Here is a 25411-nt window from a genome sequence, read left to right as displayed (position 1 = left end):
GTTCCTTTTTGCTTTCTAAAAAGGAGTAACATGACAAAACTTATTTTTACTTCCCGATATTTAAAAGATGCAAAACCATCTCAGAAAGAAAATTATGTCCATTACATTGGAACGCGGAAAGGGGTAGAGAAAATTGATACAAGTAAAAAGCACCTCCCAGCAACGGTGAGTCAAAAGAAGTTAGTGCATCAGCTCCTGCAGGATTTTCCGGCGACAAAAGAAATGCTGGAGTATGAAGATTATCAAAGAAAACCAACAATCGAAAATGCCTCGGAATTTATTTTCTGTGCATTGGAACAAAATCTTGATATAGCAGCGACGCGAAAAAATTATGTGGATTATCTGGCGCATCGTCCCCGTGTAGAAAAGATTGGTGAGCATGGTCTGTTTACAGATGAGGGAGAACCGGTGGTTCTTGGACAGGTGCAGAATCAAGTGGCAGATCACAAGGGAATTGTGTGGACCCATGTGATTTCCCTTCGGCGCGAGGATGCAGCCCGGTTAGGGTATGACAGTGCTGTTCAGTGGATGGCATTGCTGCGTTCCAAACGGGCAATGCTGTGTAAGCATATGAAAATTGACAGCGCCAATCTGAAATGGTACGCTGCATTTCATAATGAAAGCCATCATCCCCATGTTCATCTATTGGTGTACTCAGTAAAAGATGGAGAAGGGTATCTGACAAAGCAGTCGATTGAGGCCATGCGTTCTGAGCTGGCGCATGATATTTTCCGTCAGGATTTTGCAAATATTTATGAGGAACAGGCGCAGTCTCGTATGGATTTAAAGGAACGGTCGGAAGTTGTAATGAAGACATGGATAGATGAAATACGGGCGGGGACGCTTAAGAGTTCGGAAATTGAAACCAGTATGATGCAGCTTTCTAAACGGCTGCAGAATACAGGTGGGAAAAAGGTTTATGGCTACCTGAAGAGAGATGTGAAGGATCTGGTCGATCACATCGTAGACGAGTTGGAGAAAGATGACCGGGTGTCTGCCCTGTACCGGGAATGGGGGCTATGGCAGGATGAGATTGTGAAGACCTACCGAAAACAGACGGAAGAATTACCGCCTTTATCAAAACAGCCTAAATTAAAAAGTATCAAAAATATGGTGATTGCAGAAGCATTGAGGCTTGGCAGTCATCATTTTTTGTTTGAAGAGAATGAAGATGGATACTCAGAACCAAAGGACGATTTTTTTATACAAGAACCAAATCCGGTAGCAGAGCTGACAGGGGAACTAGATTCGGACTATGCGGAGGAGGAACTCAAGCAAGAGCTTTTTCCTAATGGCAGAAAAGAAAAATCCAGTTCCAACTGGTGGACAGATGGATATATACAGGCTAGGAATTATTTGTATGGCAGCGATTCTACATTACAGGATTTTGAAAAGGCATATCAGAAGTTCCTTCAGGAAGCAGAGCAGGGGAATGGGTTTGCCATGCACGACCTTGGCCGGATGTTTGCGGATGGCTTGGGACGGGATGCGGATGTTGGGCTGGCACAGAAATGGTATGAGAAAGCATTGGAAGCATTTCTTGTAAGAGAAGAATCCGTAAAGAAAAAGGAGAAACCCTATCTGCAATATCGTATTGGGAAAATGTATGCTTCTGGTTTGGGAGCAGAACAAAATTATGAAAAGGCGGCACACTGGTTTTCTCAGGCGGCTGCAATGGATCATAAGTATGCCCAGTATTCGCTGGCTGGGCTTTACCGGCGGGGCCGGGGGGTGGAGCAAAATGATATACGGGCGTTTTCTCTATATATGAGTTCAGCAGAGCAGGGAAATCCTTATGCCAGCCTGGAACTGGCGAAGATGTATAGGGATGGTTTGGGTACAGAGCCGGATTTACAGCAGGCAGAGTGGAGATTTCAGAATGCGTATTCCGGTTTTGTGGTTCTGGAAGAAAAAAGTCATGATGATAAACTCCAGTACCGGATTGGTCAGATGCTTCATACTGGAACGGGAACCAGCAAAGATGATGAGGGGGCGGCCAGGTATTGGGAAAAGTCTGCAAAGCTGGGGAATATCAATGCTCAGTATGCACTTGGAACACTCTGGCTGGAAACGGGAAGTGGAGACAGCGGCCAGGCAGTGGAATGGCTTACAAAAGCAGCAAATGCAGAGCACTCAGCTGCCCAGTATGTGTTGGGGAAATTATACCAGGATGGTGTGTATTTTAATAAAGATATGGATCAGGCCATGAAATGGTTCCGCTCTGCAGCGGAACTTGGAAATGAATATGCTGCATATCGGATGGGATGTTTGTTGCTTTTGGGGGAGGAAATACCGAAGGATGTGGAAGCGGCTGTGAAGTGGCTCAGCCTGTCAGCGGAAAAAGGAAATCCGTATGCGCAGTATCGGCTTGGAATGCTATATCTCAAGGGGGAAGAGTATTCTCCTCAAGTGGAAGTGGCAATGAAATGGCTTCAACAGGCAGCGGAGCAGAAAAATGAATGGGCCTTTTATCAGTTAGGGAAGTTATATCTTTCAGGAGAACATGTAACGAAAAATGTGGAAACAGCAGTACATTACCTAGGACTATGTGCGGAAAAAGGAAACCAGTATGCCCAGTATGTATTGGGAAAGTTATATCTCTGTGGCAGAGATGTTTCCCGTGATCGGGAAAAGGCAGTGGAATATCTGACAGCATCGGCAGAACAAGGAAATCTGTATGCCAGTTTTTTACTGGAACATCTGGATGCATATCAGGATCCATCCTTGTTTCTGGCAGCAACCAGACTGCTTCATCATCTGGAAAAGCTGTTTTGCGAAGAAGTACAGAGACCAATGGAAATGAAGCGGTATCAGATTGACCGGAAACGACGCAGGAAACTGTTAGAGAAAAAGCAGGCTCAAGGACATCATAGGGAGGATCAGGAGCCGGCACAAGGTATTTATTGACGAAGGAGGATGGCATGGGAGAATTTGTTTATTTTACGGAAGAACAGAAACAGAGGGCCAATGCGGTGGATCTGGAAGATTTTCTTTCCAGGCAGGGGGAAAAGCTGCTTCGTTCTGGAAGAGAAAAGCGCCTGGCCAGTGATCACAGTATTACAGTGAGGGGAAATCGATGGTATGATCACGCGACAGAAAAGGGAGGCTGTGCCATTGACTTTGTGCGGATGTTTTATAACCAGAGCTTTCCGGACGCAGTTACAATGCTGCTTGGCGGAGAACAGGGAGTTGCATACCGGGAAAGCGTGAATCAGCAACTAGAACCGAAAAAGCCATTCGTACTTCCAGAGGCGAACCAGACCATGCACCGTGCTTTTGCGTATCTGATAAAGACAAGGTGTGTGGATCCTAAAGTAGTATCTGTATTTGCAGGAAAACACATGATTTATGAAGATGTCAAATATCATAATGTTGTGTTTGTGGGTTTTGATTCAGATGGAATTCCACGCCATGCACATAAAAGGGGAACCTGTCAGAAGGGACAACCATTTAAGGGGAATGTAGAAGGATGTGATCCAAGGTACAGTTTTCGTTGGATTGGGAAGAGTAATACCGTGTATGTATTTGAGGCACCGATTGATATGCTGTCTTTTATTTCCATGTATCAAAAGGGGTGGATGGATCATAGTTATGTGGCACTCTGTGGGGTGGCAGAACATGCGTTGATGCAGCTTTTGAATGATGCACCGCACATCTCCCAAATTGCTTTATGTCTGGATCATGATAAGGCGGGAATCCAGGCAAGGGAACGGATAAAGAAAAACCTGTCTGAGCGGGGATACCATATGGTATTCTCGCTTTTTTCAAATCTTAAGGATTGGAATGAGGATCTTCAAGAACTGAAGAAGCCACCGCCGGAATATATGAATAGACAGCAGACAGTTATACAGATGATGTGAGAGGAGGGGAGTAGGATACAGGGAGTCATTATATTTATTTGTATAGGTTTGGGGATGTTCGCTGTAATCGGCAGTCTGGTAATGATATCAAATCATTATACCTTAAACGGAATTAAATCGAGAACGGTAGGAGACGGGCAGTATGGAACTGCACGGTTTGCAACGGAAAAGGAAATACGGGAAACGTATGCACATGTACCATATGAACCGGAACAATGGAGAGCAGGAAAGCATCTACCAAAAGAGCAGGGGCTGGTAGTTGGATGCAAAAAGAAAGGAAATTCCATTTCAGCACTGGTAGACAGTGGAGATATTCACTGTCTCATGATCGGGGCAGCAGGAGTGGGTAAGACCGCAAACTTCTTATACCCCAATATCGAATATGCCTGTGCTTCAGGAATGAGTTTCCTCACCACAGACACGAAGGGCGATCTGTTTCGTAATTATGCAGGTATAGCCAAGGAATATTATGGCTATCGGATTTCCATTCTGGATTTACGAAATCCCACCCGTTCTGATGGCAACAATATCCTGACGCTGGTTAATAAATACATGGATGAGTATTTAAAGAATCCTGAAAATCTGGCAGCAAAGGCAAGAGCAGAGAAGTATGCGAAAATTACAGCTAAAACAATTATCTGCTCTGAAGGGGCTTCTGCCAGCAGTTATGGACAAAATGCTTTTTTCTATGATGCAGCAGAAGGTTTGCTGACTTCTGTGATTCTGTTGATTGCAGAGTATTGCCCGCCAGAGAAACGCCATATCATTTCTGTGTTCAAGCTGATTCAGGATCTTCTGGCGCCATCCCCCGTGAAGAACCGGAGCCTGTTCCAGTTACTTATGGATAAGCTGCCACCTACTCACAAGGCGAAGTGGTTTGCAGGAGCAGCTTTAAATTCTGCGGATCAGGCAATGGCCTCTGTGCTATCCACAACAATGTCCAGATTGAATGCGTTTCTGGATTCTGAGATGGAACAGATCCTGTGCTTTGAGAGTACTTTGGACACGGAAACATTCTGTAGGGAAAAGTCAGCAATTTTTATTGTGCTGCCGGAAGAAGATAACACGAAGTATTTTATGGTATCCCTGTTTTTACAACAGCTTTACCGGGAAATGTTGACGATTGCAGATGAACATGGAGGAAAGCTGCCCAACAGAGTCATGATGTTTGCAGATGAAATCGGAACCATACCAAAAATTGAATCCATGGAGATGATGTTTTCCGCAGGCCGTTCAAGACGGATCAGCATGGTTCCTATCATTCAAAGCTTTGCGCAGTTGGAAAAGAATTATGGAAAAGAAGGTTCCAGTATTATCATCGATAACTGCCAGGATATTTTGTTTGGAGGTTTTGCACCAAACTCAGAGAGCGCAGAAATCTTATCAAAAGCATTGGGAAACAGAACGGTGTTGTCTGGTTCTATATCCAGAGGAAAAAATGACCCCAGCCAGAGCCTGCAAATGATGAGCAGACCATTAATGGCGCCGGAGGAGTTAAAGACCTTGCCAAAAGGGAATTTCATTCTTGCTAAGACAGGGGTATGCCCTATGAAGACAAGACTTCCTTTGTTTTTAAAATGGGGTATCCGGTTTGAGGAGGTTTATGAAGTCCCGGAACAGGCAGCAAGAGAGGTTGTATATGCTGACCGATTGGAATTGGAGGAGGAAATAGTAAGGCGGTCTGATTTTGATGAGGAAGACTTATGGAGGGGATCTGTTGAAAGCGGAAAGTTGGAGGAGGCTTCTTTTTTAGGGGGAAAGGCTCATGGAGAGACAGCGAAGGAAAAACAGCATAAGGCAGCTACTCGAAGACTACCTCTTAGAACTGATTAGCAGAGAGGAGAACAGATGGCTTATTTTTCTAAAATTTATTCTTCAGATCTGCCTCATCGGGCTAAAGCTGTGTATATGTATTTGAAAGACCGGAGTAATACAGACGGACAATGCTATCCTGCGATTGGTACTATCGCAAAGGAATTAAACCTATCACGGAGAACTGTAGAGCGGGCGATTCAGGATCTGGTAAAGGCTGGGCTTATAAAAAAGGAACAGAGGTGGCGTGAAAACGGAGGAAAAAGCAGTCTTTTGTATACGCTGATAGACAGCAGCTAAAAGATACGCCACCAAGGGATCAGTTTGTTTTCTTGGTGGCATATGGGATATGGCAATATGACATATGAAGAGAAGGTATCACTTGAAGAAATATAATAATCAGAGAAGAAATTAGACAGTTATCTATAAAAAAAGAAGGTGAGTGTGAGGTTAATGCGTATCAATTTTTGGTGAATATAAAACAACTTAGGGTAAGAAAAATATTCCCGAATAAAACAATATGTGGTATAATAAAAGACAATGCTATGTGAATAAAAAGGGTGTTGCGATGAATCAATATATTGGACAGCAATTTGCTGCTTTAAGATACGAAAAAAATATTTTGGTTGTTGAAGAAACTACATCTGCTGGTGGATGCGGCTCCTTCAACGCGGCTTCTTCATGTCCTGCGTCAGCCTGTCTTTATGACAGTGCGGCGTGGGGCTTTTTTATTGCCTGAAAGGAGTATGAGAACATGAGTCTGAAATATACCTGCCCCAGCTGTGGAACCCCCTTGGGTTATGAGGGATTGTGTTGGAAATGTAAGTGCGAGCAAGAACGGCAAGCTGCTCTTGCCTGGACGCCGGAACAAATCACGAAGAAACAGAAAAACCTGATCCAGAACATCCAGAGGCTGGCTGATATGGAGGACCCGGAGTTCACCGACTTTTGGCAGTTGCTTGGCTACCATGATGCCATCACCCCGGAGATTCAGCGAGTGGCACTGGCCGCAGAGGTGTTCTGGCCGTGTGAAATCTATTATCACGCTCCCGCCGATGTGCGGGATGGTCTGATCCATGCGCTGTTGTCTGCGGAATATTCCAGCGCGGCTTCCAACCTGATGAGTTGCCTTGCTATGCAGGGAGATGACAAGGCAATGGAGACGCTGCTGGAGCTGGAGCGAAATCCCCGGCCCTGGCGCAAGGGCCTCTATGTGGACCCATCCAGCTATGCGCAGATCGGAGGCTGGACCTTCAACAAGGAGGGCCAGAAAATCCAACTCAACTTCGACACTTGCTATCCTATGGTCAAAGGAACCACCGATGAGAAATCTCCCGTCCGCATTGGCCGGGCAAGGGAGGACACATGCCCCCACTGTGGCGGGCGCATGGTGGACATGCTGGTATTGGACGGCCGGGATGAGCGGCTCCGGTTCCTGGGACTGGACGGCATCTTGACCGCCACCTGCTGCCCCAGCTGTGTGGGATTTCTCAAAGGCCCCGCCTTCAACCGGTTCACCCTGGATGGCGGCGTGGAGGTCTTCCCCTCCGAACTCTTTGACGGGGCGGAGAAGACGGATTGCTATGTCAGTTCCGAGGACTACAAGGCCCTCACGGAAAATCCCTTTGTGCTGGGCGAAGCGCCTGTGCCCCTGTTTTACGGCGCGGCCTGCCAGGATGTGAACACCATCGGCGGCTTTGCCAACTGGGTGCAGGACGCGGAATATACCACCTGCCCCCACTGCGGCAAACCCATGAAGTATCTGGCTCAGATCCAGTGGGATACGGTGTTTGATTGTGCGGAGGGCACGCTCTATGTGGAGTTCTGCTCGGACTGCCAGATCGTATCCATGCAGCACCAGCAGACCTGAGAGGAGACCTTGCCATGAGCTTACCAAAGCGTGACGGCGTACATGACCGCTACTATCTGATCCACAAGCCGGACACCTCCCCGGAGGTGCTGGCAGAGGCGGATCTCTGCATTCAGGATGTGCTGAATGGCACCGCCCGTGAAAATCACTCCGCCTACCCGACCGTAGTGCGAAATCACAACGGGACACCGTTTCTTCCCGATCAACTGCTGGAGCGGTATCTGACCGGTCTGCCGTTGAAGGAATTTCCCTGCGATGTTGCTGTTTCCCTATGCGATGCCATGCGGCGGCTGGTTGGCTGGGAAGAGATCCGCTATACATTGGAGAAGTACATAGAAAAGCAGGTGCAGGAGCGGTTCTTCCTTGTGGGAGAGCGGGATGATGGCTTTACCGTCTTCCCGCCCTGTACAGTACTGCCAGAATTGCATCCGGAGGATGTGGATGAAGGTCTGCTGCGCTTTGCCTGCTATGTGGCGATCTGCCATACGGTGTATGGGCAGAGTTTTGAATCCCTCACCACTGAACACATCCTTGGCCTGGTTTCCCAGATTCGTCCTGACATGGTAAAGGAACTGAAAACCAATGGTAGCGGCAAATTGCCGCCTAATATCCAAAAGCGGAAAACAAAGCACCTGACCGCCTCGGCTAACGACGCTTTCGCCACCATCCGCATTACCGCCAAGGACTGCGGCGAGGGGGCCTGTGAGGAGGCTCTCAGCTATCTGATTGAGATTTTGGAGCAGCCGGAGTTCCCCCGCAGCTACTCCATCGAGTTTCGCGGACCAGAGAAGATCTACCTGCCCATCCCCGGCCTGCCCAAGAAGGGTGTCCATCAGCTTTTTGCCTGTGCGGTGCGGTATCCCCGTCTCCATGTCCGGATGGAGAATTATGCTCGGCTGGCCATGCAGGAGGACGAGTGGTACAACAACCTCTCTGATGAGTCCTGCGCCATGCCTGGCACCTTTGCCGTGTTTGCCCTGGGACTGGAAGGGCCGAAGTGGTGGCGGCTGGTGTGCGATTACCTGGATCGCTGTGATGACGAGCACTCCTCTTTGCAAGAAAAGTTTATTCACACCTTTTTTAAGAAGTACGGGTTTACTGCTCAGTCCCTGCCGGTGCTGGTCCACGGTGTCCAGTCCATGCAGAATCTGAAGCCCGCAAAGGAGTTCCGCACCCTGATCGCCAATGAGGAGAGCCTGGATGCGCTACTGGAGATCAAGGGGCATCTGGAATATTACCTGTCGGAAGAATCCGGCAGCAACAAAAGGGCGCTGGCCTACCTGTGGCGTGATGTGCTCTGGGCCATCTGGGGCACAGCCTCTGAAAACGGCGGCAGCAAGGTCATCAAGACGGCGCCCAAGGAACTGAAAGAGAAATACCAGCAGGTATTTGCGTGAGGAGGAAGTAGAATGAACAGCGAACAGGTCACAGCATTTTTGCAAGAGCATTGGTATATTGCCTCGGTGCTCATCGGGGCCGTGATTTTAATTGGAGCGATCCGCAACTGGAACTGGCTCTGCAATCCCACTGGTACGCGAGATGCCCACCGCCACAGCAGAGGATACCGGCGGGTGGTGTTCTTCCTGCTGGGTGTCCTCCTGATCGTAGTGAGCATCTGGGGATTTGTACTGAAATTGAAATAGGAGGAGAAAGACTATGATGACTGAGAAATATCCCACCTGGCTCACCGGCCATGTGAAAGAGTGGGCGGAGAAGCGTTTGCCCACCGTGACACTCTGTTCCACCACCGGCAATGAACTGCTGGAGGTTTGGTATTACGGAGATCTGCTCACGGTGAAAGGAGAGCCCCAATCCTATATTGTAGATGGCTCTCCGGCTCCCGGACTGGTGGCAGCCCGTGATCCGGAGAGCGGCGAGGAGTTCGTCATCTTTGACGGTGGACGGCATGGCTACGACAATATGTTTTGCGATGAACATAATCCATCTGAATTGGAACACCGTCCCCTCAAGCGGTACGAAATCCCTGCCTCCAAACTGGTGCTGGAGCTGGGTTACAGTATCGACTATGAAGACGAAAAAGAAGACTTCGACCCGGACGAGGCAGATACTGTGGAACTAATCAACGGTGAGCGTATACCTTGGGAGCAGGTCAAGCGGGATGGCATCGACTATATCGCCCTTTACTATGTGAATGAGAAAGGAAAACCCGTCCAGATACTGGACGCGGAATTGGCATGAGTATGGTAATTCAATCCTTTGACAATCTGCACGACAACCGAGTCCTGCGCTACTGCGCTGACTTTGAAGCCCATACCCTGCACATGGATACCCAGACCGAGGCCGGAGAGAAAGTATCCGTTCGCTTCACCGGCCTGCTGGCCCACTGGTTTGAAAATGTGATTCAGGACAACATCCTCTTTGGTATGGAAGAGATTACCGTGGATGGGTTTTTCCAGCAGTACAAAGACCTGCTGGGCGGGACTATCTCTTACGGCTTTCCCGCCTGCTGCAGTATCGAGGAACTGCGGAAGCGCATGGAACGGGAGCACATCCGGGTATTTGTCATCGACTCATCCCTTGGACTGTGCGGATTTGTACTGGCTCAGGAGGTGGAACTGCAATGTCCATAACTGCCTATAAAGTAGAAGCCGTCGGTCATGACCGAACCGGAGAAGACTATGGCTATGTAAATATCATGTACCGCTATGGCAATAAGCAGTCTTGTCCTCGGCCAGATCAATGTGAAAAGCTAGAGGTCATGTGGGCGGATGAGAGCGTCTATGGGCCGCCTGCTCCCGGCAGCAAGGTGGGCGACTTTATAAAGACATGGCTGATGGGCTCCTGGGACTGCGGAGTATTCACCCACCGGGAGATTGCCCAGCGGCTCATGGATACCTTCACCGGTCTGAAGCTCAAGGAACTGGCGTGGTTTGAGAACCCCAGAGAAAAGACTCTGAAAAATGGTAAACCGCGTGCGCGCCGGGCCAAGTGGCTACCGGAGCGAGAGGTCGATCTGGTGTATCTCTACTCCGATTACTATATTGACGCAAGAGAACCTGCTTCTGCCCAAACCGACTTCTTCACCGTCACAAGGATGGACGCCTGGGGCGAGAGCACTTGATTCATGTGTACCCCGGAGGCCGCCGAGAAGCTGATCGCTATGAATTACGACAATCTGGCCGTCAAGGAAACCACCATTGTGGGATAGGAGAAAAATGAATGATGACTTTGGAACAACTGCCCCCCAAGGGCGTAAAGCGAGAACAGGCCATTTTGGAGCTGGGCAAGGATGAAGCAAACGCCGAACTGCTGTTCCAGCTTGTGAATACAGAAAAGGGCAAGTACAAAACGGCTGCTCAGAAGGCCTTGGCGCATCTGGAGTATGCCCCTGCTGCCCCACTGTGGGCCAAGTTGGTCAAGGGTAAATGGATGGGCAGCAATATCATGTCGGATGCCTGTTCCGACTGTGTATCGGAGCAGATCGCCCCAGTTATTCTGAAGACTCTCTCCAAGCTGCTGGACGAGGGGGACACAAAGCCGCTGGATATAGAACAACTGAACTTCTGTTTCCATTTGATGTTGGGGAAAGCCTCGCCTAAAATGCTGGAGGTCTACCGCTTCCTGGCGGAAAACACCCAGCGGATCGCCCAGCTGAAACGCACGCCTGTTTATTCTGATGATGATTGTACCTCCTGGTGGATCACGGACGGGCTTCGCATTTGGGATGCCACACCCAAGGAAAAAGAGAAAATTCCCGCTGTGGTGCTGACCGCCTCCCTGATCCGCAACCCGGATGAGCGACTGCAAGCATTGGCTGATGAGCTGAATGAACGCTACGGCGGCAACTGGCTGATGCCGGTCTTTATGAAGGCGATCATCACCCAGCCCAAGGAGCAGGTGTACGAGACCTATTCGCCCCTTCTGGATACGCCGCAAAAAGGCTATTTGTTCCATGCGCTGGGAATGCTCCATTACCGCTGTTATCCGGAAGGCTGGACCTATGAACGCCTGGGGCCGGATGGAATGATCGCTCTGATTTTCTGGGGGAATTATAGCTATGGAACCTATGACACAAGGTTTATGATTGAACGCTATGTGGATCTGGATGAGCGGTGGCTCTTTGATTTGGCCAAGGACCCGGAGGGCCGCAAACCTACGGTGACATGGCAGACCTACAACCGGAGCGGTGTGCTATATGGAAGCTACGACGAAATGTTCATCAGCCTGCTGCCCCGCAAGGTAGAAAACCCGGAACTGAAGAGCATTCTGCGGGACTACTTCCGTATTCGCAGCGAAAAAGTAAAAGTGGAAGAAAGTATTACTGTTTACAAAGATGCTGCTGAGCGGTTCGGGGATGAATGAGTACAAGACGAGAAAGCGGGTGCCTTATGTACCAAATTGCATATATTGGCCGCTGGGAGACCCTCCCGGAAACGGCTGCCGCCATCTGTGACCATGACACTCCCAAGTTGGAGGCGTTGCTCCAAGGCGGGCTGGATTTGGGTGCTCCTATCCAGCTCAGCGAATACATCAAGCTGATGCCATTGGAAATCGCGGTTTTTCGGAACGATGTGCCTATGATTCACTTCCTGCTGGAGCATGGAGCTGATCCCGGTCTGGCAGAGGAACAGCCCCTGCTGCTCACCGCTGCCCGCTGTTGTGGGCCGGAGGTGGTCACCCTCTTTGCTGGACAGGCCGTAAAACTCAGCCCGAAGCAGAAAGAGCGTGCCTTCCAGGAAGTACGCTGGGGCAAGCGCCCGGAGAATATCCCGGTGCTGGAGCAAGCCGGGATCACAGTGGACAAGTTTGGCGGCGAGGCATTTCGGGCCGCTGTGTCTGATGGAGAGGCCAAACTTGCCAAACTCCTGCTGGAAAAAGGTGCAGACATCAATTACCACAAGCCGGACATGGTGTTCCCTTATGCTTCCACCCCTGTCACCGAGGCCGCCCGCTCCAACGATTTCCCTATGGTGCGCTGGCTCGTGGAACAGGGGGCCGACATCACCATTGCCGACAAATACGGCGACCGGCCTTACACCGTGGCGGTGCAGAACAAAAATCAGGAGCTGGCCGACTACTTAAAAGCCCTGGAACCGGAGGACTGGCACAATGAGCAGGAAAAGATCCGGCAGCTCATGCCCTATAAACTGCCCGCCAAGCTGGTGGAATACTTGAAGACCGGCCCCCTGCGTTTGGAATTCCCGGAGCAGGAGTGGGTGAAATGGGCGGAGCTGTACGCCTACATGGATGTGCAGGAGATGACCTGGAAACGAAAAAGGCTGCTCTCCCTCATGGCGGCCATGGACAATTACAGCGACTACCTGCTGCTGTGGAGCCCCAGGGACAAAAAGCTGTGGTATCTGGACATCGAGCACAAGGAGTTCCATCCCCTGGCCAAATGGGAGGAATTTATCGCTGATCCCGGAAAATATCTCAATGGAATGATCGAGGGCGAGTTTGAGGAATAAGGAGCAAACCGATGACATCAATAGATTTTTTGAACAAAGTACATAAAATCCTGGATTCGCAGGAATACAACCTCTCTTACTCTCCGGCCAAGTCCAAGAATTATATGCTGTACTGCAATGGCAACTTCATCGGTGGCCCGTTCGATGAGGCGCTGTGCTTCGTCTACGCCGACAGTGTGAGTGAACTGCTGGGGCAGCCGGAACCCGTCTACCGCGGCTACTCCAGCACCGCCCAGCACAGGATGCTGGTGATCCCGGAGGAACATTGGGCGAAGGCGCTGAAATTGCTCTATACCGAGAAATTTGACTGGAGCCGGTTGGTGTACGACATCACCTACACCAGCATTGGAGCAGCAGTGGTGGAGGACTTCTACGACGAGAATGTGGTATTCCTGCGCTTCTGCTTTGAAAAGGAGCTGCTGAAAAAGAACCCTCTGGACCGGTATGACCGTATCCTGCGGATGGTCTATCTCAATCAGGACTTGACAAATACCGGTAAGAATTTGTTTCCTGAGTTGCTGGACAAGTTCCTTGCTTTTTATGATCGGAAAGGAAAGACCAGTCTGGAAACCATGCTGAAACGGTGGTACACCCAGCTTGAAAAGGAATACCACAATCATATAGAGGGATGAGGAGAATGATCTATGTTTGAAGAATTTTATGAGATGTACGAGCCCGAGGAGCAGGAAGTGGTCGCTCTGATCAATCGCTGCATCGGGGGCGGATATAACAACAAGGGTGGCTTTTGGCAAATGACCGTTGTGACGCTGGGCATGGTGTTCTGTGACACCGGCAAAGTTACCACCAAAGAGGAGCGGCTGGAGTGGCCAGTCACAGACGAGGAACGAAACAGCGATAAGGGCTGGGAACGCTTTCAAAACGAGCAGATCTGCCGCCTGAAGATCCGCCGGATGAAAGAAGAATGGGCAAAGGATTTGGTGGCGTGGCCCTGGTGTATCTCCCAGGTGGTCAAGGCCCATGAGGACTGCCCGGAACTTCAGACCGTTCTGGACGAGTACCACAAGCCGGTCGTGATCCAGGACCAGGTGCTGGGAGAACTGACACTGGACAAGGACCATGATGTCTTTGAGGGTGAGATCCAGTGGCGCGGAAAGGATGTGCTTCTTTCCCTTGAGGTCAATGCCGAGAGCAAGCCCTCCTGGACCCGCGCCCGCAGTGCCGCCAAGAAGCTGCTGGCCGACTGTGAAACCTGGGACAAGGCCATGCGAGAGCTTGCAGCCAAGAACCTGACCGGGCTGGCCAACAACTGGCTCTCTCAGGATGAGGAAAATCCCCGTGATCCGGAAACAGACCCCATTACGGAGGAAGAACTTGCCCGGCGAATCAGCATGACCAGCCTGTCCGTCACCTCCGGCGGCAGCTTCACCGCTTGGTTTGACTGCGACGAGATGTTCACCGACCATGCAGTGACAGTCTACGGCTCCTTGAAAAAGGGCCTCAAAACTGCCAACATTGAGGGGTAAGGAGGATAATATTATGAAACTGAACTGTAAACGCATTGATTTTACATATACACCCGGCGAGGAAATCTTCAACTTTCCCGAGGAATCGGGACTACCCTTTATCTTCGATGTAGAGGAAGAACTGACCGGCGATCCTGCTGCCATGGATGCGGTGGGAGAAATGCTGGATGAGGCGGAGAAATTGGCGGAGAAGGCCAAAACCGCCATCAAAGCGGCGCTGGCGGACGAGGACAGTCGCTACCATAGCGTTGTGACATTTTTCATGGAGTTCCACCGGGACGATGTAGGCTCAGATATTGCGGCGGAACTTTTTCCGGGAACAGCCCCATCCAAGCTGTCCTTTGCCGAGATGGTGGACTTTTTGAAACTCAAGCGGTTTGGTAGTCTGGTGGATGACGAAATGGATCAACAAGTGTTCATCATGGATCTGTCCTTCAACCCGGAGATCACAGACGAGCTGCTGGTAATCTACTTTGATTTGAACAAGGATATTTTCTGTATTACACATGAGAGCTGAGGAACGAAAAAGAGAAAAATATCTGCCCACACTTCTGATCCAGCAGATCCGCCTGCAATGGTATAAAGACTGCCGGGGAGGAAACGCCGCCGCACAGCGAAACCAGTATCCCAGAGCGATGCGGCTGCCGAAAGACTTCTTCTCTTATTATTCCTTTGGCCTGCCTACACACTTTGTATCTATCCTACAGAGGCCCGATGGATTTCAGATCAATAAGGACTGTCGCAGGCTGATGGAATGGAAGCTTAATGGCACAATGCGGGTTCACTCTTTTGAACTGATTCAGCAGGAGTCCGGAATCCAGGTGCGTTACCGCTATGATTGGCATATTGGTGCGATGCCGGAGCGATATACCTATGATAAGACCGGGCAAAAACAGCCCCTCAATGAGCTGGCACTGGATTTGATTCCTGGTGATTATGGTCGGGCTATCTGCAATGGGAGGTTTCGAGACTGGGACACAGGGATCTGGTATTATGTGCTGGACATTTTGAATGTGATGCCGCTTACAGAACCCACCGACGCATTGACCAGTTTTATGGACAGAGAACCGAATATGATATATACCCAGATCGACCGGCTGTGGTGATGAAAAACAGGAGGATAACCACATGATTTCCACAAAAGATTTATCTGGCCTTCCCAATGCGGAGCGCCTGAAAAACTTCTGCAAAGGGCTGGCGGCTTTGGACATCATCATGGTGGAGGAGGAATGGAGCTTCATCCGCCACTATACATACAACCCCGCATGGCGAAAAGGCAAGGAGGCATTCTTTGCCACCGATGGTAGCGACCAGAGTATGATTGTCCTATTCGCGCCCGAAGGCTGCGTGATTAACGGCGTGGATTCTGAACTCTACGACTGGGAGGAAAAACTTCCCCGTATCGAAGACCTGACAGATGGGATGCCCCCTGCTTTGCAAAAACTCATGAGCAGCCGTGAAGTCAAAAAGATGAAAAGCACCTTCTGCGTCTGGACGGAAGATGGCACCACCTGGAACTGCAATCCCATGGACGGCGAGGATGCATCCAAGGATTTGCTCCCCACGATTGATGGCAATCCACAGACCTATGTGAAGTATGGAAAGTGGTTTTACCCAGCAGACCTGCCTTTGGAGGCTGTGCGCCAGCTTGCTGATGGGGGGCCGGTAACAAAAGAACTGGTCGCTGCACTGAACCCCAAGCGCAATGAATGGGAAGAAATCAAGGCGGGCCTGGACAAGATCGGGTATCCAAATGAACTTTGATTCGCAGCAGACAGGAGGTGAATTGAATGATCAAAGAACGCATCCCTATCTCTGGCGACCTGGGCAGCAAGGTCAAGCAGCTGATGGAGTACGCCGGATGGCAGGAAGGCCGCAGTGTGGATATTTCCATTGCGGAGAAGTATTACGCCGATCATGGCGTCCCGATGATGAAGACCACCCAGCGGTTTTACCGCAAATATTTCGGCCTGTGCTACGAGTGGTACCTGGCGCAGAAAAAGCTGAAATGGGCGGCTGACTTTGAGTTTGCTCTGTTCCCTTACCTGGTCAACGGAATTAAAAACCATTTGGAGGACGCCTATTTCCGGGATATGTCCGGCTGTGAGCTGGCGGAGATCGAGCAGGCAGCTGGTCAGAAGTGCCAGCCCATCGGTCACATCGGCTACTACTACCCGGCAGAGGTTTGGATCTCGGAGTATGGGAAACTGTATGCGAAATATGAGTACCAGGATGAGATTGAGTGCTTTCCAGATGTGTTTGCCCTGATCGAACGGGAACTGCGGCAGTGCAAATTTGATTCCGCTGCCATGAAAACTGTGGAGGCACTGGACGAAAAACTATGAAACAGGACTTTACGATTTGGCGCAATCAAATATTGCAGAATCCACGGGACATTTTACCGCTGAAATTCGGAATGTCGCAGGATGAGGTCATAGAAATCTTCGGGAATCCCGATGCCGTTTCCACCATGAGAAGCGACGGGAAACCTTTGATTCTCAAATATTGTGACATTGAACTGCATTTCGATAGAAAGGACCCTCATGAACTCTACTTAGTTTACAGCGACGATGAGATTGAGTTGAGCATCACAGCCGAGCACGGAGAAATGCTCCAACCGCTCACCAACACAGAGCCGGTGGACAACGAATTTTTCCTTCGGGATGGAGCGGTCTATTTCTCCGGTCTATATGAAAACGGCTTGTTGAAGGGTATTGCGCCCAAAGACTTCTGCTGTTGGCATTACTGGGGAAAATCCTCTACGGCCTGCTTTCTCAGCGGGATTCGCCTGCGTGGAGCAGACCCGGCGTCGTTTCGGGTGTTAAACTATGCCTACGCGATGGATAAAACAGCTGTCTACACCACCAGCGGGAGAATACCAGATGTAGAGCTGGCAGCCTTCCAGGTATTAGACAACGGCCAGAACGATTCGGGTGCGCCCCAGGGATATGCAAAGGACAGCCGACAGGTCTACTTCCACAACGGAGACGGCAAGGTGAAGATCATCAAGGGCGCGGAAGTTTCCTCTTTCCGCTCGTTGGGTGATACCTATTTTGCCAGAGATGAGAAGCGGATCTATGCCTACGGCAAACAGCTTCCAAAAGCAGAGCTGACTTCCTGGGAGCTGCTTGGGCACTGGTATTCCCGCGATGCCAAGCGGGTGTACTACCTCAACCGGGAGATCAAGGGGGCGGATCGGGACAGTTTCACAGTCTGCACTCCTGTGGATGCGGCTCCGCTTGCCGATCATCTGGCCCGCGACAAAGACCATTTTTACCAAAATGATGAGATAATGGAAGAAACGCTGTGGCTGGAACAGCTTCGCAAAATGACCCAAGAACCGTAAACGGAGGAAAACGGCTATGGACTATTTGAAGATATTACATGAAAACCCTGATTTGGCGGATGAATTTGATTCGCTGTTTGACTTCTTCCTGCTGGATGAGTTATCCCCGCGGGATGACGCAGAAGGCCGATGCACCTTTTCCCTGCCCGGCATGGCCTTTGCCAGAGATGGCTCCGGCGGAGAATACCACCTGTTGGAAGATGGCTCCATTGGATATTACAGCAGCGAAGGGGAGGCAGGCCGTCTGGCCGAGAGCATGGACGACCTCTTTTCCCTGCTTGTGAGCTGTATCTGCTGGCACGACTGCTGTGACACAAAGCAGTATGTAGATTCCAAAACATTGGAGGAGTATGGGCAGAGACAGCGCAACTGTAACTTGGAAGATATGGATATGGACAGCTTGCAACAGGTGTCTGATGCCCTCGGCATCCCTAACGGTGAGCCGCTGGCTCCGGTTCTGGAGCGGTTCCGCAAAGCAACCCAGCGTGAGCCTCTGTATCAGTGTATATTTCACGAGGACGACGGAAGCCTGACCGAATCATACGGTTTGATGTTTGAATGAGAAAGGAGAAATCACGATGAAAGCATTTGACCCCAATTACAAACTGCTGGACGAGATGTATCAGGACAATTACTATCCTGCTTTTTTGGTAGACAAGGTAAAGGACGAGCTTCAGAAGGTCATCGACCTGCTGGAAAGCGGCGAAACCGACACCGAAGTGGTGCAGGAAACACTGGACGAGGCGGTCTGCGGCATCAATGATCTCCAGGAGGAGTTTGACGAGCACGACAGCGAGATCGAAACGGTGGCACGGGAATGTATCGCGGCAACCGTGGCCTACATTCTGGAGTGGTTTGGCATCCCTATTGACACCGAGGAGGCCATCCGGGAACGGGACTGGTGAGCCCTATGGCAGAAAAAGAACTGGCCCTTAGTGATGAGTGCGGCAGCCTGTTTTTCAAAGGCTCCTCACAGATGATGGGGCTGTGCCCGGAATGTGCCCATATTCTCTATGGCTACCCGAATTGTGGCCATCATTTTCAGGATGGCCGGTGTGTGAACTGCTACTGGGATGGCTCAAAGAGTCTGTACATCAAGAAACAGAATCAACAGGAGGAAACTGATATGCCTATAACTGAATGGCTGAACAAATACGAAGCAATCAAGGATAAACTGACCTGTAAAGATGACTTGGAGGCCCATTTCACAGAGAAAGTGATTGGGAACATGGCGGTGGATGTACTGGACATCGGCGCCGTCCATTTCCCCACCGGGCAGATCTTCGCCTGTGATCCGCTGGTGGAACTGGAGGACACTCTGCCGTTCCTTCAAACGATCCCCGCCGGAACTTATCCCGTGAAAATCTGCGTGGTACCCAGCGAACAATACGGCGACCGCTACGCCTGCGTCAAGGTGGAGGTTTCTCAGAAGAAGCCTGTCCGCTATGAGCTGGGCATGGTGGGCAACGAGGAGTTGGACACGGCGCTGGGAGATGACGACTACTTCGGTTTCGGCGTGGATGCCGGGATGGGGTGTATTGCGGACATCCAGACCCAGGCGGCCTTCAAGACATACTGGGCCAAGCGGCTGGAGGTGGACCCGGACATCGACCCCTACAACGACTTGTTCTGTGACTTACTGGAGGAAAACGCCCAAGCCCACCCAAAATATCAGGGGGACTACGGCGACTGGCTCAACTGGACGGTGCCGGACACGGACTGCAACCTGCCCATCTTCGCTTCCGGCTGGGGTGACGGTTACTATCCCGTCTACTTCGGCTATGACGCCAAGGGCGAAGTCTGCGCCGTGTATGTGCGCTTCATCGACATTGAAGCCAGTTACAAAGAGCAGGAATAAGGAGGCACGCTATGGAATTACCAAAACGGGCGCGGACAGCGGACTGGGAAAACGGTGTCCTGACCTTAGACGGAGAAAAGAAATTTGAAATTCCGGAGCTGACCATGGAACTCATGGAGCGGCTGGCCGGTTACAGCCTGGTGGGATTCCATGTGAAAGATTATCCGGCGACGGATGAACTGCTTGCCCCCTTTGCCGGGCACAAAAGCATGGTGAATTTCGGTGTGGAGGACGGCGCGCTCACTGACGCCTGTTTCCCCGTCTTTTCCGCTATGCCAAAGCTACGCTATCTGCTGTTGGACGGCAATTCCGCCATTCACGGCAGGGGCCTGTCCGCCTTGCAAGGCTGCAAGCTGGATCTTTTGACCCTTAACCGCACCGGGCTGGATGATGCCGGTCTGCTCCAGGCAGCCTCCATCTCCAAACTCTCCCACATCCAGATTGACCATACCGCTGTGACATACGAGGGCCTGCTGGCCATCGCCGGCAACAACTATATCAAGCCGGTGGCCCATGTGCAATTTGCCAAGGAGCAGATGGAACACTTCTCCCGGCTCCAGCGGGAAAAGGCCAAAAAGCCCGTCCAGCTGGATGAACAGGCGGCGGCGGAATGTCGCAGAATCTTGTCCGCTTTTTTTGCCGAAATGACAGAATGGGAGCAGTATATGGAGCAGGCCGGGTTTGAAGATGCTGAGGCGGTGCCCCGCCTGCTGGCGATCTGGGAGAAGTATGTGAACGAAAAGCCCCGTCCGGGCTATCGACCTCTGGGCCTCTCATACAGCGCCCAGGGCACCTACAACGGGGAAGAATTCCTTGACGCAGAGCAGATCACCAAAAACAAGCTCTACATCTACACCAGGGAGAAAAACATCGGCTTTGACCGCCGCTTTCTTATGAAGCGTGTGGGCGAAGGCTGGAAGATTGATGCGGTGCAGGAGCGGCTGAACGGCTGGCAGCGCACGGAATTGTGAGGCATCACATGGCTTGGGAATATGAAACCTTTGGCCCGGACGGTCAATGCAAATTGTTCGGTGTGAACATCTTTGACTACGACTGGCAAACCACCGGCAAGCGGGTAAAAATCAAAGACCCCATCTATCACCAAGACCATACCTTCGAGGTCTGGCAGGTAGAGATTGATGGGCAGATCCACCGCTTTGCTGCTGGAGAGTTCTCCAACTGCGTATGGGGATTTTATTTAGAGAAAGACGGATGAAAGGAGTGTGTGGGCGCATGAGCCGAATCGTCGATAAACCCTACTTTACATACAGTGCATACAACGCCCTGACCTCCGGCATTCAGGTGAAATGCCCCAAGTGCCACGGCGCGGGTGTGGTGACAGCGGATGAGGATAACGCCTATTTCCGCTGTTTGAGTTGCGGCCATCAGGAGACCCGTGACCGGACGATTTACCGCTACGATGTCCATAACCAGTGCAAAAACTGCGGCAGGTACTACCGGGTGGATATTGAAGATGAGGAAAGGAAGCACTTTTCCGTTCTCCATGTGGCCTGTCCCTATTGTGGAACAACCATGTCGGGAGAAGTTCATAAAACAGCAGAGGCTTTCTCCTATATTGCTGATATTCAGGACGGACGAGAACCTTATTTCGGCCTGGAACTTTGGTTTTTGACCTCCTTCCAGGGTAAGCCAGTCTGGGCCCTCAACCGGGAGCACCTTGCCTATCTGATCAACTATCTCAGTGCCGATTTGCGGGAAAAGCCGATGGGAAGAGCGAAAATGACCCAGGCTGACCATCTCCCCACCTTCATGAAAACCGCAAAGAACCGGGAGCGGATCGTGAAACTGCTGAAGAAGTTACAGGAGGGATGAGGATGGAGCAGAAAGTAATTTACAACGGCCAAATTCTTACTCTGACTCGGTTTTGGGCAACAGGAGAGCCTTGCCTGTGGATCACCGACCCACAGCAGATCGGAATGCCTAAAATGGAATTTGTGGGAGGCCACCCGGACGAATACTGCATTTTCCTGAAGAATCTGACTGAAACAGAACTGTCACAGATCACATCTCTGGACGGCGCTCCACTGGATGTGAAAGAAGAACGAAACGACATCGAATGAGGAGAACACTATGAAAGACCTTTGCCAATACGGAAACCGACCGGAGGACGAATGGGAAATCTTGCCATGGATACCTGATCCGCGCCCGCCCTTCAAAATTTGGGCGAAGCTGGAGCAGATCGCGCCATTCTTTCTCATCCCCCACCACCCCTATGCGATCTCCCTTCTGCTGAAAATCAGTGACGGGTTCCGGACAGAGGAATTCCGACGGCTGGGACTGATTGGCAACAGCGAGGACTGGGAGCGGCTTGCCCGGGGCGTGATCCAGGAGTTCGAGGAAAATAACAGCGGCGTGGATCTGTTTCACTTCGACTCCGACGAAGATGTGTTCTGCGTATACTCCCAATACATCGATGACCTGATGCTGTTGTCCAAAATGATCCGAGCGGCCTGTGACAATGAAAAAACGATGCGGACTTATCTGGGCAAAGGAGAGGTGGAACATGAGAAATAAGGAGCAGGAGTTCGTATGGCAAAAAGTAATAGAAGCCTGCATGGAGAATGTGAAACACCACTTCGATGACATCCAGCAGGCCATTGAGTTTGGCTGCTACATCCAGCCGGACAACTACTTTGTGTCCTACATCTTTGCCACCGATGCACAATTAGAGACGGCGCGGCGGAGCGGCCTGACGGAACAGATCAATTCCTATCACAGAGGGCAGCTGATAAAGCGTCATTACCCCATTGAGGGAATCAAGGACTGCACCTTTGCCTCCCAGGAGGAATGTGACCGGGAATTTGGCGGGAATTGGTATTATTATTTCAAATGATACGATGAGGGAATCGAGATGATCGAGTACATCAAACTTTTTTGGGAGGGCGCACCGGAGGGAGAACCATTGGTGATCCTCTATGAAGTGGATACCGGAAATGAGCGGCTGGCCCTCCGCTCCATTGACATCTTTAGGGACGGCTGCACCCGCAACATACCCGACCTTTACGATGGAGCTATTGAAATCACGCCCGTCCCCACTGTGGAGGAACTGAACGCCCATGTCTGGGGCGAGGAATTCCACGCCTGCGTCATAGAGAAAGCGGAATTTGAGGCCATCTGGGAAAGCCACACCTATGATGGAGCGTTAAAAGAATCAGGAGGGTTCTGATGAAACAGACAGATATTTATACCGAAGCTCTGACCTGTCTGCGCTCCATCCTTCTGGCAGACCATCCAGAATTTCAAAACTGGATTGACTGGCTGGAGAGGGATATTCAGGACTGGATCCAGCGCCATGAGGTTGCCCACCATCTTCGGGCATACGGCGGCATGGGCTCGTTCAATGACCTGCCCAGTATGCGTGGAAATCATGACTATATTTTCGGCTTTCTCAAGTCCGTGTGCTATGCCTTCGGCCATCTTTATGGCAAACGGGAAGGCATTTCTCCGGAGGCACTGATGGAGGAGTGTCTGCACGATGTAGAGGAGGCAGCCTATCACCCCCATAAGCCACTGAACCAAGCCATTGCCCAGCACTTGATGCAGGGCGATTTACAGGAAAACCTGGATGCTCTGTGAGGGAAATACAATGCATGACATGAATTTGGAAAAAAACCGCAGTAAAATTCAAACTGCTTATAAAGTAAGCCCCTTCACAAAGGGTACCTGCCCAGAACCGGAGGATGCTGTGAAACGATTTGAAAGCAGGTATACTCCCATCCCCGCAGAGTACCGCTGGCTACTTTTGAACTTCGGCGGCTGCTATTTGGCAGAGCCGTGGATTTTCACACTGAAAGAGTTGGAAAAAGCCTACCCGATTTTTCAAGAGGCTTATGAGGATTACATGAGCGAATATGACCACGGTCCCGCCTTTCCAATCGGAGGATTGGGTGACGGGAGTATCGTATTTATCGACTTGGAGAGCGGCAGAGTCCGGGGCTGTAACTGTGACTATGCCGATCTGAAGGAGATTGCCGAGAATTTTTCCAGCCTGCTCCTGGACCTTGTGGAACAGGCATTGGAACTGGGAAAACTGTGCAGAGAATTGTGAGGTAAGCGTATGGCAAAGGACATCAGGGAGTGCCTGCTAGAGCAGGCAAGAAAATTTCATCAGTGGCAGGAAATCACTTATCCCGGAAAAAACACCGAGGAGATTGGCGGTGAGTGGGAGGTCGATTACCCTGCATGGAATGATATTTTTGATGCCTTTTGCCATGTGCTGACCCAAATGGATGCAGAAACGGCAGACAGCGTCCTGCTGGATGAGATGGTCTATCTGATAGCCAGGGACAACGAAGCGGAGGGGGTTATACAGGAGACCACTTCCCATCCACAATGGTTTGAGTGCCTCTGCCGCAGGGCCGTAGCCTCCAATGAGAATGAGGCCAAGTGGCAGTTTGCCGCCTATCTGCCGGAATGCTCATGTAGTCAGGAAGTCAGGGATATAATTCTGAATTTCGCAAAGGACCCCAATGAATATGTGAGCCGTCGGGCGCTTTTGGCGATGCCCGCTCTGCGTCCTGACTGTGTGGAACAGTTCGCTCCGCTGTTTTGGGAGCGCAACTGTTACCCTCCTGAACTTCAGGAATACCAGCGGATCGCTGTTCTGGTCTCGCTGGATGTCATCCATTCCGACCTGCTTCCACAATACTTGGAACGGGCCAAGCAGGATGGCCGGAGCTATCTGCTGGAACACGCAAAACGAATCGAAGGAGGACTTGCCATGAACGAAAAACTGTCCCGTCCCCAATTCAATCAAATGGATACCACCGAGAAGCAGGCGCTGATGGAAAGCCTGGCTGCTCATTATGATATGACCTTTCTCGGTCTACATACCTTTGACCGTTGGGGTCAGAGCTGCATCACCGGCATCTTCGAGAAAGATGGCCGGGAGTTCGTCTTTGTCCCCGGCGATACCGTCACCTTGGGCTGGGAGCAGTTTGCCGTGGGACTGAATCAGGAGAGCCGGGAGGAATTGGACTATCTGTTCCAGGAGTGGGAGATGGAACCGCAGAACCCGGAGGAGATGATCCGGGAAAGCATGGCTCCTGTTCGGCAGGCGGCCATTGGACCCATGCTGGTGGGCCGGGAGCTGGAGGAAATTAACTGGGAGCCAGTCAAAATGGACGATCCCAGGCTGACTGCCCACCCTGACTGGCTGAAGGAATTCCGTGATTTTGCCTGGAGTGACAGCAGCAGTCTTACCTTGCATCAGTCGGCTCGCATAGAACGGACAGAAGATGGATTTCAGACCTGGATCTATAACCGCACAGACTACGATGCGCTTCTTGCCAGGCTGGAAAAGCAGGGGCTTTCGCTGCCCACGGCGGACGAGTGGGCCTACCTGTGTGGCGGCGGATGTCGGACCCTGTTCCCATGGGGAGATGGGTTAGACTACTCCATGCATCTGCACTGGTTTGAGGACATGGATGAGGATGAGAACCGGCCCTATGACATGGAGGAACCCAACTTCTTCGGCCTGTCCATCGCCTACGATCCCTATATGCGGGAAGTGGTGCAGGCTGATAGGCTTACCACCTGCGGCGGTGACGGCGGATGCAATATCTGTGGTGGGCTGGGCCCATTTCTCGGTTTCCTACCCTGTTCGCCTCACTGTAAGCCGGAAGTGCAGGAGGACAATGAACTAAACGGAGATTATGACTTTTATCGGCCTATCATTCGGCTGGAGAACTATGATTGACAATAGAAGCTTGATACGAAATAAAGAAAGAGA

Annotated in this window: 33 protein-coding genes; all 33 read left to right on the top strand. The window is 51.0% G+C overall.

Annotated elements, in window-relative coordinates; genetic code table 11:
• Nucleotides 1-30 precede the first annotated feature (30 nt).
• Nucleotides 31-2907: a MobP3 family relaxase gene (gene mobP3 / locus ACI3EW_RS15975; protein WP_002593792.1), complete on the top strand. Its 2877-nt coding sequence runs from the start codon at nucleotides 31-33 to the stop codon at nucleotides 2905-2907.
• Nucleotides 2908-2921: 14 nt separating this feature from the next.
• Nucleotides 2922-3860, top strand: coding sequence for a DUF3991 and toprim domain-containing protein (locus ACI3EW_RS15970; protein ID WP_002593791.1), 939 nt, complete (start codon nucleotides 2922-2924; stop codon nucleotides 3858-3860).
• 54 nt (nucleotides 3861-3914) lie between these two features.
• Nucleotides 3915-5693, top strand: coding sequence for a VirD4-like conjugal transfer protein, CD1115 family (locus ACI3EW_RS15965; RefSeq protein ID WP_002593790.1), 1779 nt, complete (start codon nucleotides 3915-3917; stop codon nucleotides 5691-5693).
• 15 nt (nucleotides 5694-5708) lie between these two features.
• Nucleotides 5709-5972, top strand: coding sequence for a helix-turn-helix domain-containing protein (locus tag ACI3EW_RS15960; protein WP_002593789.1), 264 nt, complete (start codon nucleotides 5709-5711; stop codon nucleotides 5970-5972).
• Between the two features lie 268 nt (nucleotides 5973-6240).
• Complete coding sequence (locus ACI3EW_RS15955; RefSeq protein WP_166434145.1) at nucleotides 6241-6411, top strand: hypothetical protein; 171 nt, start codon at nucleotides 6241-6243, stop codon at nucleotides 6409-6411.
• Nucleotides 6412-6426: 15 nt separating this feature from the next.
• Nucleotides 6427-7542, top strand: coding sequence for a hypothetical protein (locus tag ACI3EW_RS15950; RefSeq protein ID WP_002593788.1), 1116 nt, complete (start codon nucleotides 6427-6429; stop codon nucleotides 7540-7542).
• Nucleotides 7543-7556: 14 nt separating this feature from the next.
• Nucleotides 7557-8939 (top strand): DUF6138 family protein, encoded by a 1383-nt coding sequence (locus ACI3EW_RS15945; protein ID WP_002593787.1) that lies wholly within the window; start codon nucleotides 7557-7559, stop codon nucleotides 8937-8939.
• A gap of 12 nt (nucleotides 8940-8951) precedes the next feature.
• The gene (locus tag ACI3EW_RS15940; RefSeq protein ID WP_002593786.1) at nucleotides 8952-9185 is read left to right on the top strand and encodes an immunity 17 family protein; all 234 of its coding nucleotides are present in this window, start codon (nucleotides 8952-8954) and stop codon (nucleotides 9183-9185) included.
• Between the two features lie 13 nt (nucleotides 9186-9198).
• The gene (locus tag ACI3EW_RS15935) at nucleotides 9199-9741 is read left to right on the top strand and encodes a hypothetical protein (RefSeq protein WP_002593785.1); all 543 of its coding nucleotides are present in this window, start codon (nucleotides 9199-9201) and stop codon (nucleotides 9739-9741) included.
• Nucleotides 9738-10133, top strand: coding sequence for a hypothetical protein (locus tag ACI3EW_RS15930; protein WP_002593784.1), 396 nt, complete (start codon nucleotides 9738-9740; stop codon nucleotides 10131-10133). Before ACI3EW_RS15935 ends, ACI3EW_RS15930 begins: the two co-directional genes overlap by 4 nt.
• On the top strand, nucleotides 10124-10624 hold the full coding sequence (locus ACI3EW_RS15925; protein ID WP_002593783.1) for a hypothetical protein: 501 nt from the start codon (nucleotides 10124-10126) through the stop codon (nucleotides 10622-10624). Before ACI3EW_RS15930 ends, ACI3EW_RS15925 begins: the two co-directional genes overlap by 10 nt.
• Nucleotides 10625-10722: 98 nt before the next feature.
• Nucleotides 10723-11865 carry a hypothetical protein gene (locus tag ACI3EW_RS15920; RefSeq protein ID WP_002593782.1) on the top strand — a complete coding sequence of 381 codons (1143 nt, stop codon included), beginning with the start codon at nucleotides 10723-10725 and terminating at the stop codon, nucleotides 11863-11865.
• Between the two features lie 26 nt (nucleotides 11866-11891).
• Nucleotides 11892-12971 (top strand): ankyrin repeat domain-containing protein, encoded by a 1080-nt coding sequence (locus ACI3EW_RS15915; protein ID WP_038292377.1) that lies wholly within the window; start codon nucleotides 11892-11894, stop codon nucleotides 12969-12971.
• A gap of 11 nt (nucleotides 12972-12982) precedes the next feature.
• On the top strand, nucleotides 12983-13603 hold the full coding sequence (locus ACI3EW_RS15910) for a hypothetical protein (protein ID WP_002593780.1): 621 nt from the start codon (nucleotides 12983-12985) through the stop codon (nucleotides 13601-13603).
• Between the two features lie 12 nt (nucleotides 13604-13615).
• Nucleotides 13616-14455, top strand: a complete 840-nt coding sequence (locus ACI3EW_RS15905) for a DUF2262 domain-containing protein (protein ID WP_002593779.1) — start codon at nucleotides 13616-13618, stop codon at nucleotides 14453-14455.
• A 13-nt stretch (nucleotides 14456-14468) separates the two neighbouring features.
• Nucleotides 14469-14972: a DUF2004 domain-containing protein gene (locus ACI3EW_RS15900; protein ID WP_002593778.1), complete on the top strand. Its 504-nt coding sequence runs from the start codon at nucleotides 14469-14471 to the stop codon at nucleotides 14970-14972.
• Between the two features lie 232 nt (nucleotides 14973-15204).
• On the top strand, nucleotides 15205-15561 hold the full coding sequence (locus tag ACI3EW_RS15895; RefSeq protein WP_242828543.1) for a hypothetical protein: 357 nt from the start codon (nucleotides 15205-15207) through the stop codon (nucleotides 15559-15561).
• Nucleotides 15562-15583: 22 nt separating this feature from the next.
• On the top strand, nucleotides 15584-16219 hold the full coding sequence (locus ACI3EW_RS15890; protein ID WP_002593776.1) for a hypothetical protein: 636 nt from the start codon (nucleotides 15584-15586) through the stop codon (nucleotides 16217-16219).
• Nucleotides 16220-16245: 26 nt separating this feature from the next.
• Nucleotides 16246-16800 carry an SUKH-3 domain-containing protein gene (locus tag ACI3EW_RS15885; RefSeq protein WP_002593775.1) on the top strand — a complete coding sequence of 185 codons (555 nt, stop codon included), beginning with the start codon at nucleotides 16246-16248 and terminating at the stop codon, nucleotides 16798-16800.
• On the top strand, nucleotides 16797-17801 hold the full coding sequence (locus ACI3EW_RS15880; protein ID WP_002593774.1) for a DKNYY domain-containing protein: 1005 nt from the start codon (nucleotides 16797-16799) through the stop codon (nucleotides 17799-17801). Before ACI3EW_RS15885 ends, ACI3EW_RS15880 begins: the two co-directional genes overlap by 4 nt.
• A gap of 16 nt (nucleotides 17802-17817) precedes the next feature.
• Complete coding sequence (locus ACI3EW_RS15875) at nucleotides 17818-18363, top strand: hypothetical protein (RefSeq protein ID WP_008400358.1); 546 nt, start codon at nucleotides 17818-17820, stop codon at nucleotides 18361-18363.
• Nucleotides 18364-18379: 16 nt separating this feature from the next.
• The gene (locus ACI3EW_RS15870; RefSeq protein WP_002593772.1) at nucleotides 18380-18706 is read left to right on the top strand and encodes a DUF5713 family protein; all 327 of its coding nucleotides are present in this window, start codon (nucleotides 18380-18382) and stop codon (nucleotides 18704-18706) included.
• Nucleotides 18707-18711: 5 nt separating this feature from the next.
• Nucleotides 18712-19659 (top strand): DUF4241 domain-containing protein, encoded by a 948-nt coding sequence (locus tag ACI3EW_RS15865; protein ID WP_002593771.1) that lies wholly within the window; start codon nucleotides 18712-18714, stop codon nucleotides 19657-19659.
• An 11-nt stretch (nucleotides 19660-19670) separates the two neighbouring features.
• Nucleotides 19671-20630, top strand: a complete 960-nt coding sequence (locus ACI3EW_RS15860) for an NTF2 fold immunity protein (RefSeq protein WP_002593770.1) — start codon at nucleotides 19671-19673, stop codon at nucleotides 20628-20630.
• An 8-nt stretch (nucleotides 20631-20638) separates the two neighbouring features.
• Nucleotides 20639-20875 (top strand): hypothetical protein, encoded by a 237-nt coding sequence (locus ACI3EW_RS15855; RefSeq protein WP_002576922.1) that lies wholly within the window; start codon nucleotides 20639-20641, stop codon nucleotides 20873-20875.
• 17 nt (nucleotides 20876-20892) lie between these two features.
• Nucleotides 20893-21492: a hypothetical protein gene (locus ACI3EW_RS15850; protein ID WP_002593769.1), complete on the top strand. Its 600-nt coding sequence runs from the start codon at nucleotides 20893-20895 to the stop codon at nucleotides 21490-21492.
• A gap of 2 nt (nucleotides 21493-21494) precedes the next feature.
• The gene (locus ACI3EW_RS15845; RefSeq protein WP_002569132.1) at nucleotides 21495-21740 is read left to right on the top strand and encodes a hypothetical protein; all 246 of its coding nucleotides are present in this window, start codon (nucleotides 21495-21497) and stop codon (nucleotides 21738-21740) included.
• Nucleotides 21741-21750: 10 nt separating this feature from the next.
• Entirely contained in the window at nucleotides 21751-22194 is a 444-nt protein-coding gene (locus ACI3EW_RS15840) for an Imm51 family immunity protein (protein WP_002593768.1), read from the top strand.
• The gene (locus ACI3EW_RS15835) at nucleotides 22184-22513 is read left to right on the top strand and encodes a hypothetical protein (RefSeq protein WP_002593767.1); all 330 of its coding nucleotides are present in this window, start codon (nucleotides 22184-22186) and stop codon (nucleotides 22511-22513) included. Before ACI3EW_RS15840 ends, ACI3EW_RS15835 begins: the two co-directional genes overlap by 11 nt.
• Before the next feature lie 18 nt (nucleotides 22514-22531).
• Complete coding sequence (locus tag ACI3EW_RS15830; protein ID WP_002593766.1) at nucleotides 22532-22846, top strand: DUF6881 domain-containing protein; 315 nt, start codon at nucleotides 22532-22534, stop codon at nucleotides 22844-22846.
• A complete protein-coding gene (locus tag ACI3EW_RS15825) occupies nucleotides 22846-23256 on the top strand; it encodes a DUF6966 domain-containing protein (RefSeq protein WP_002593765.1) in 411 nt (136 codons plus the stop codon). The genes ACI3EW_RS15830 and ACI3EW_RS15825 overlap by 1 nt, the downstream gene beginning before the upstream one ends.
• A 109-nt stretch (nucleotides 23257-23365) precedes the next feature.
• Nucleotides 23366-23728, top strand: coding sequence for an SMI1/KNR4 family protein (locus tag ACI3EW_RS15820; RefSeq protein ID WP_330363956.1), 363 nt, complete (start codon nucleotides 23366-23368; stop codon nucleotides 23726-23728).
• A gap of 672 nt (nucleotides 23729-24400) precedes the next feature.
• Nucleotides 24401-25378, top strand: a complete 978-nt coding sequence (locus tag ACI3EW_RS15815; protein ID WP_038292392.1) for a hypothetical protein — start codon at nucleotides 24401-24403, stop codon at nucleotides 25376-25378.
• Nucleotides 25379-25411 lie beyond the last annotated feature (33 nt).

The organism is Pilosibacter rotomagensis (assembly GCF_045062245.2).
Taxonomy (GTDB): Bacteria; Bacillota; Clostridia; order Lachnospirales; family Lachnospiraceae; genus Pilosibacter.
Note: the sequence above shows the minus strand (reverse complement) of the source record. Positions and strands in the feature narration are given on the sequence as shown.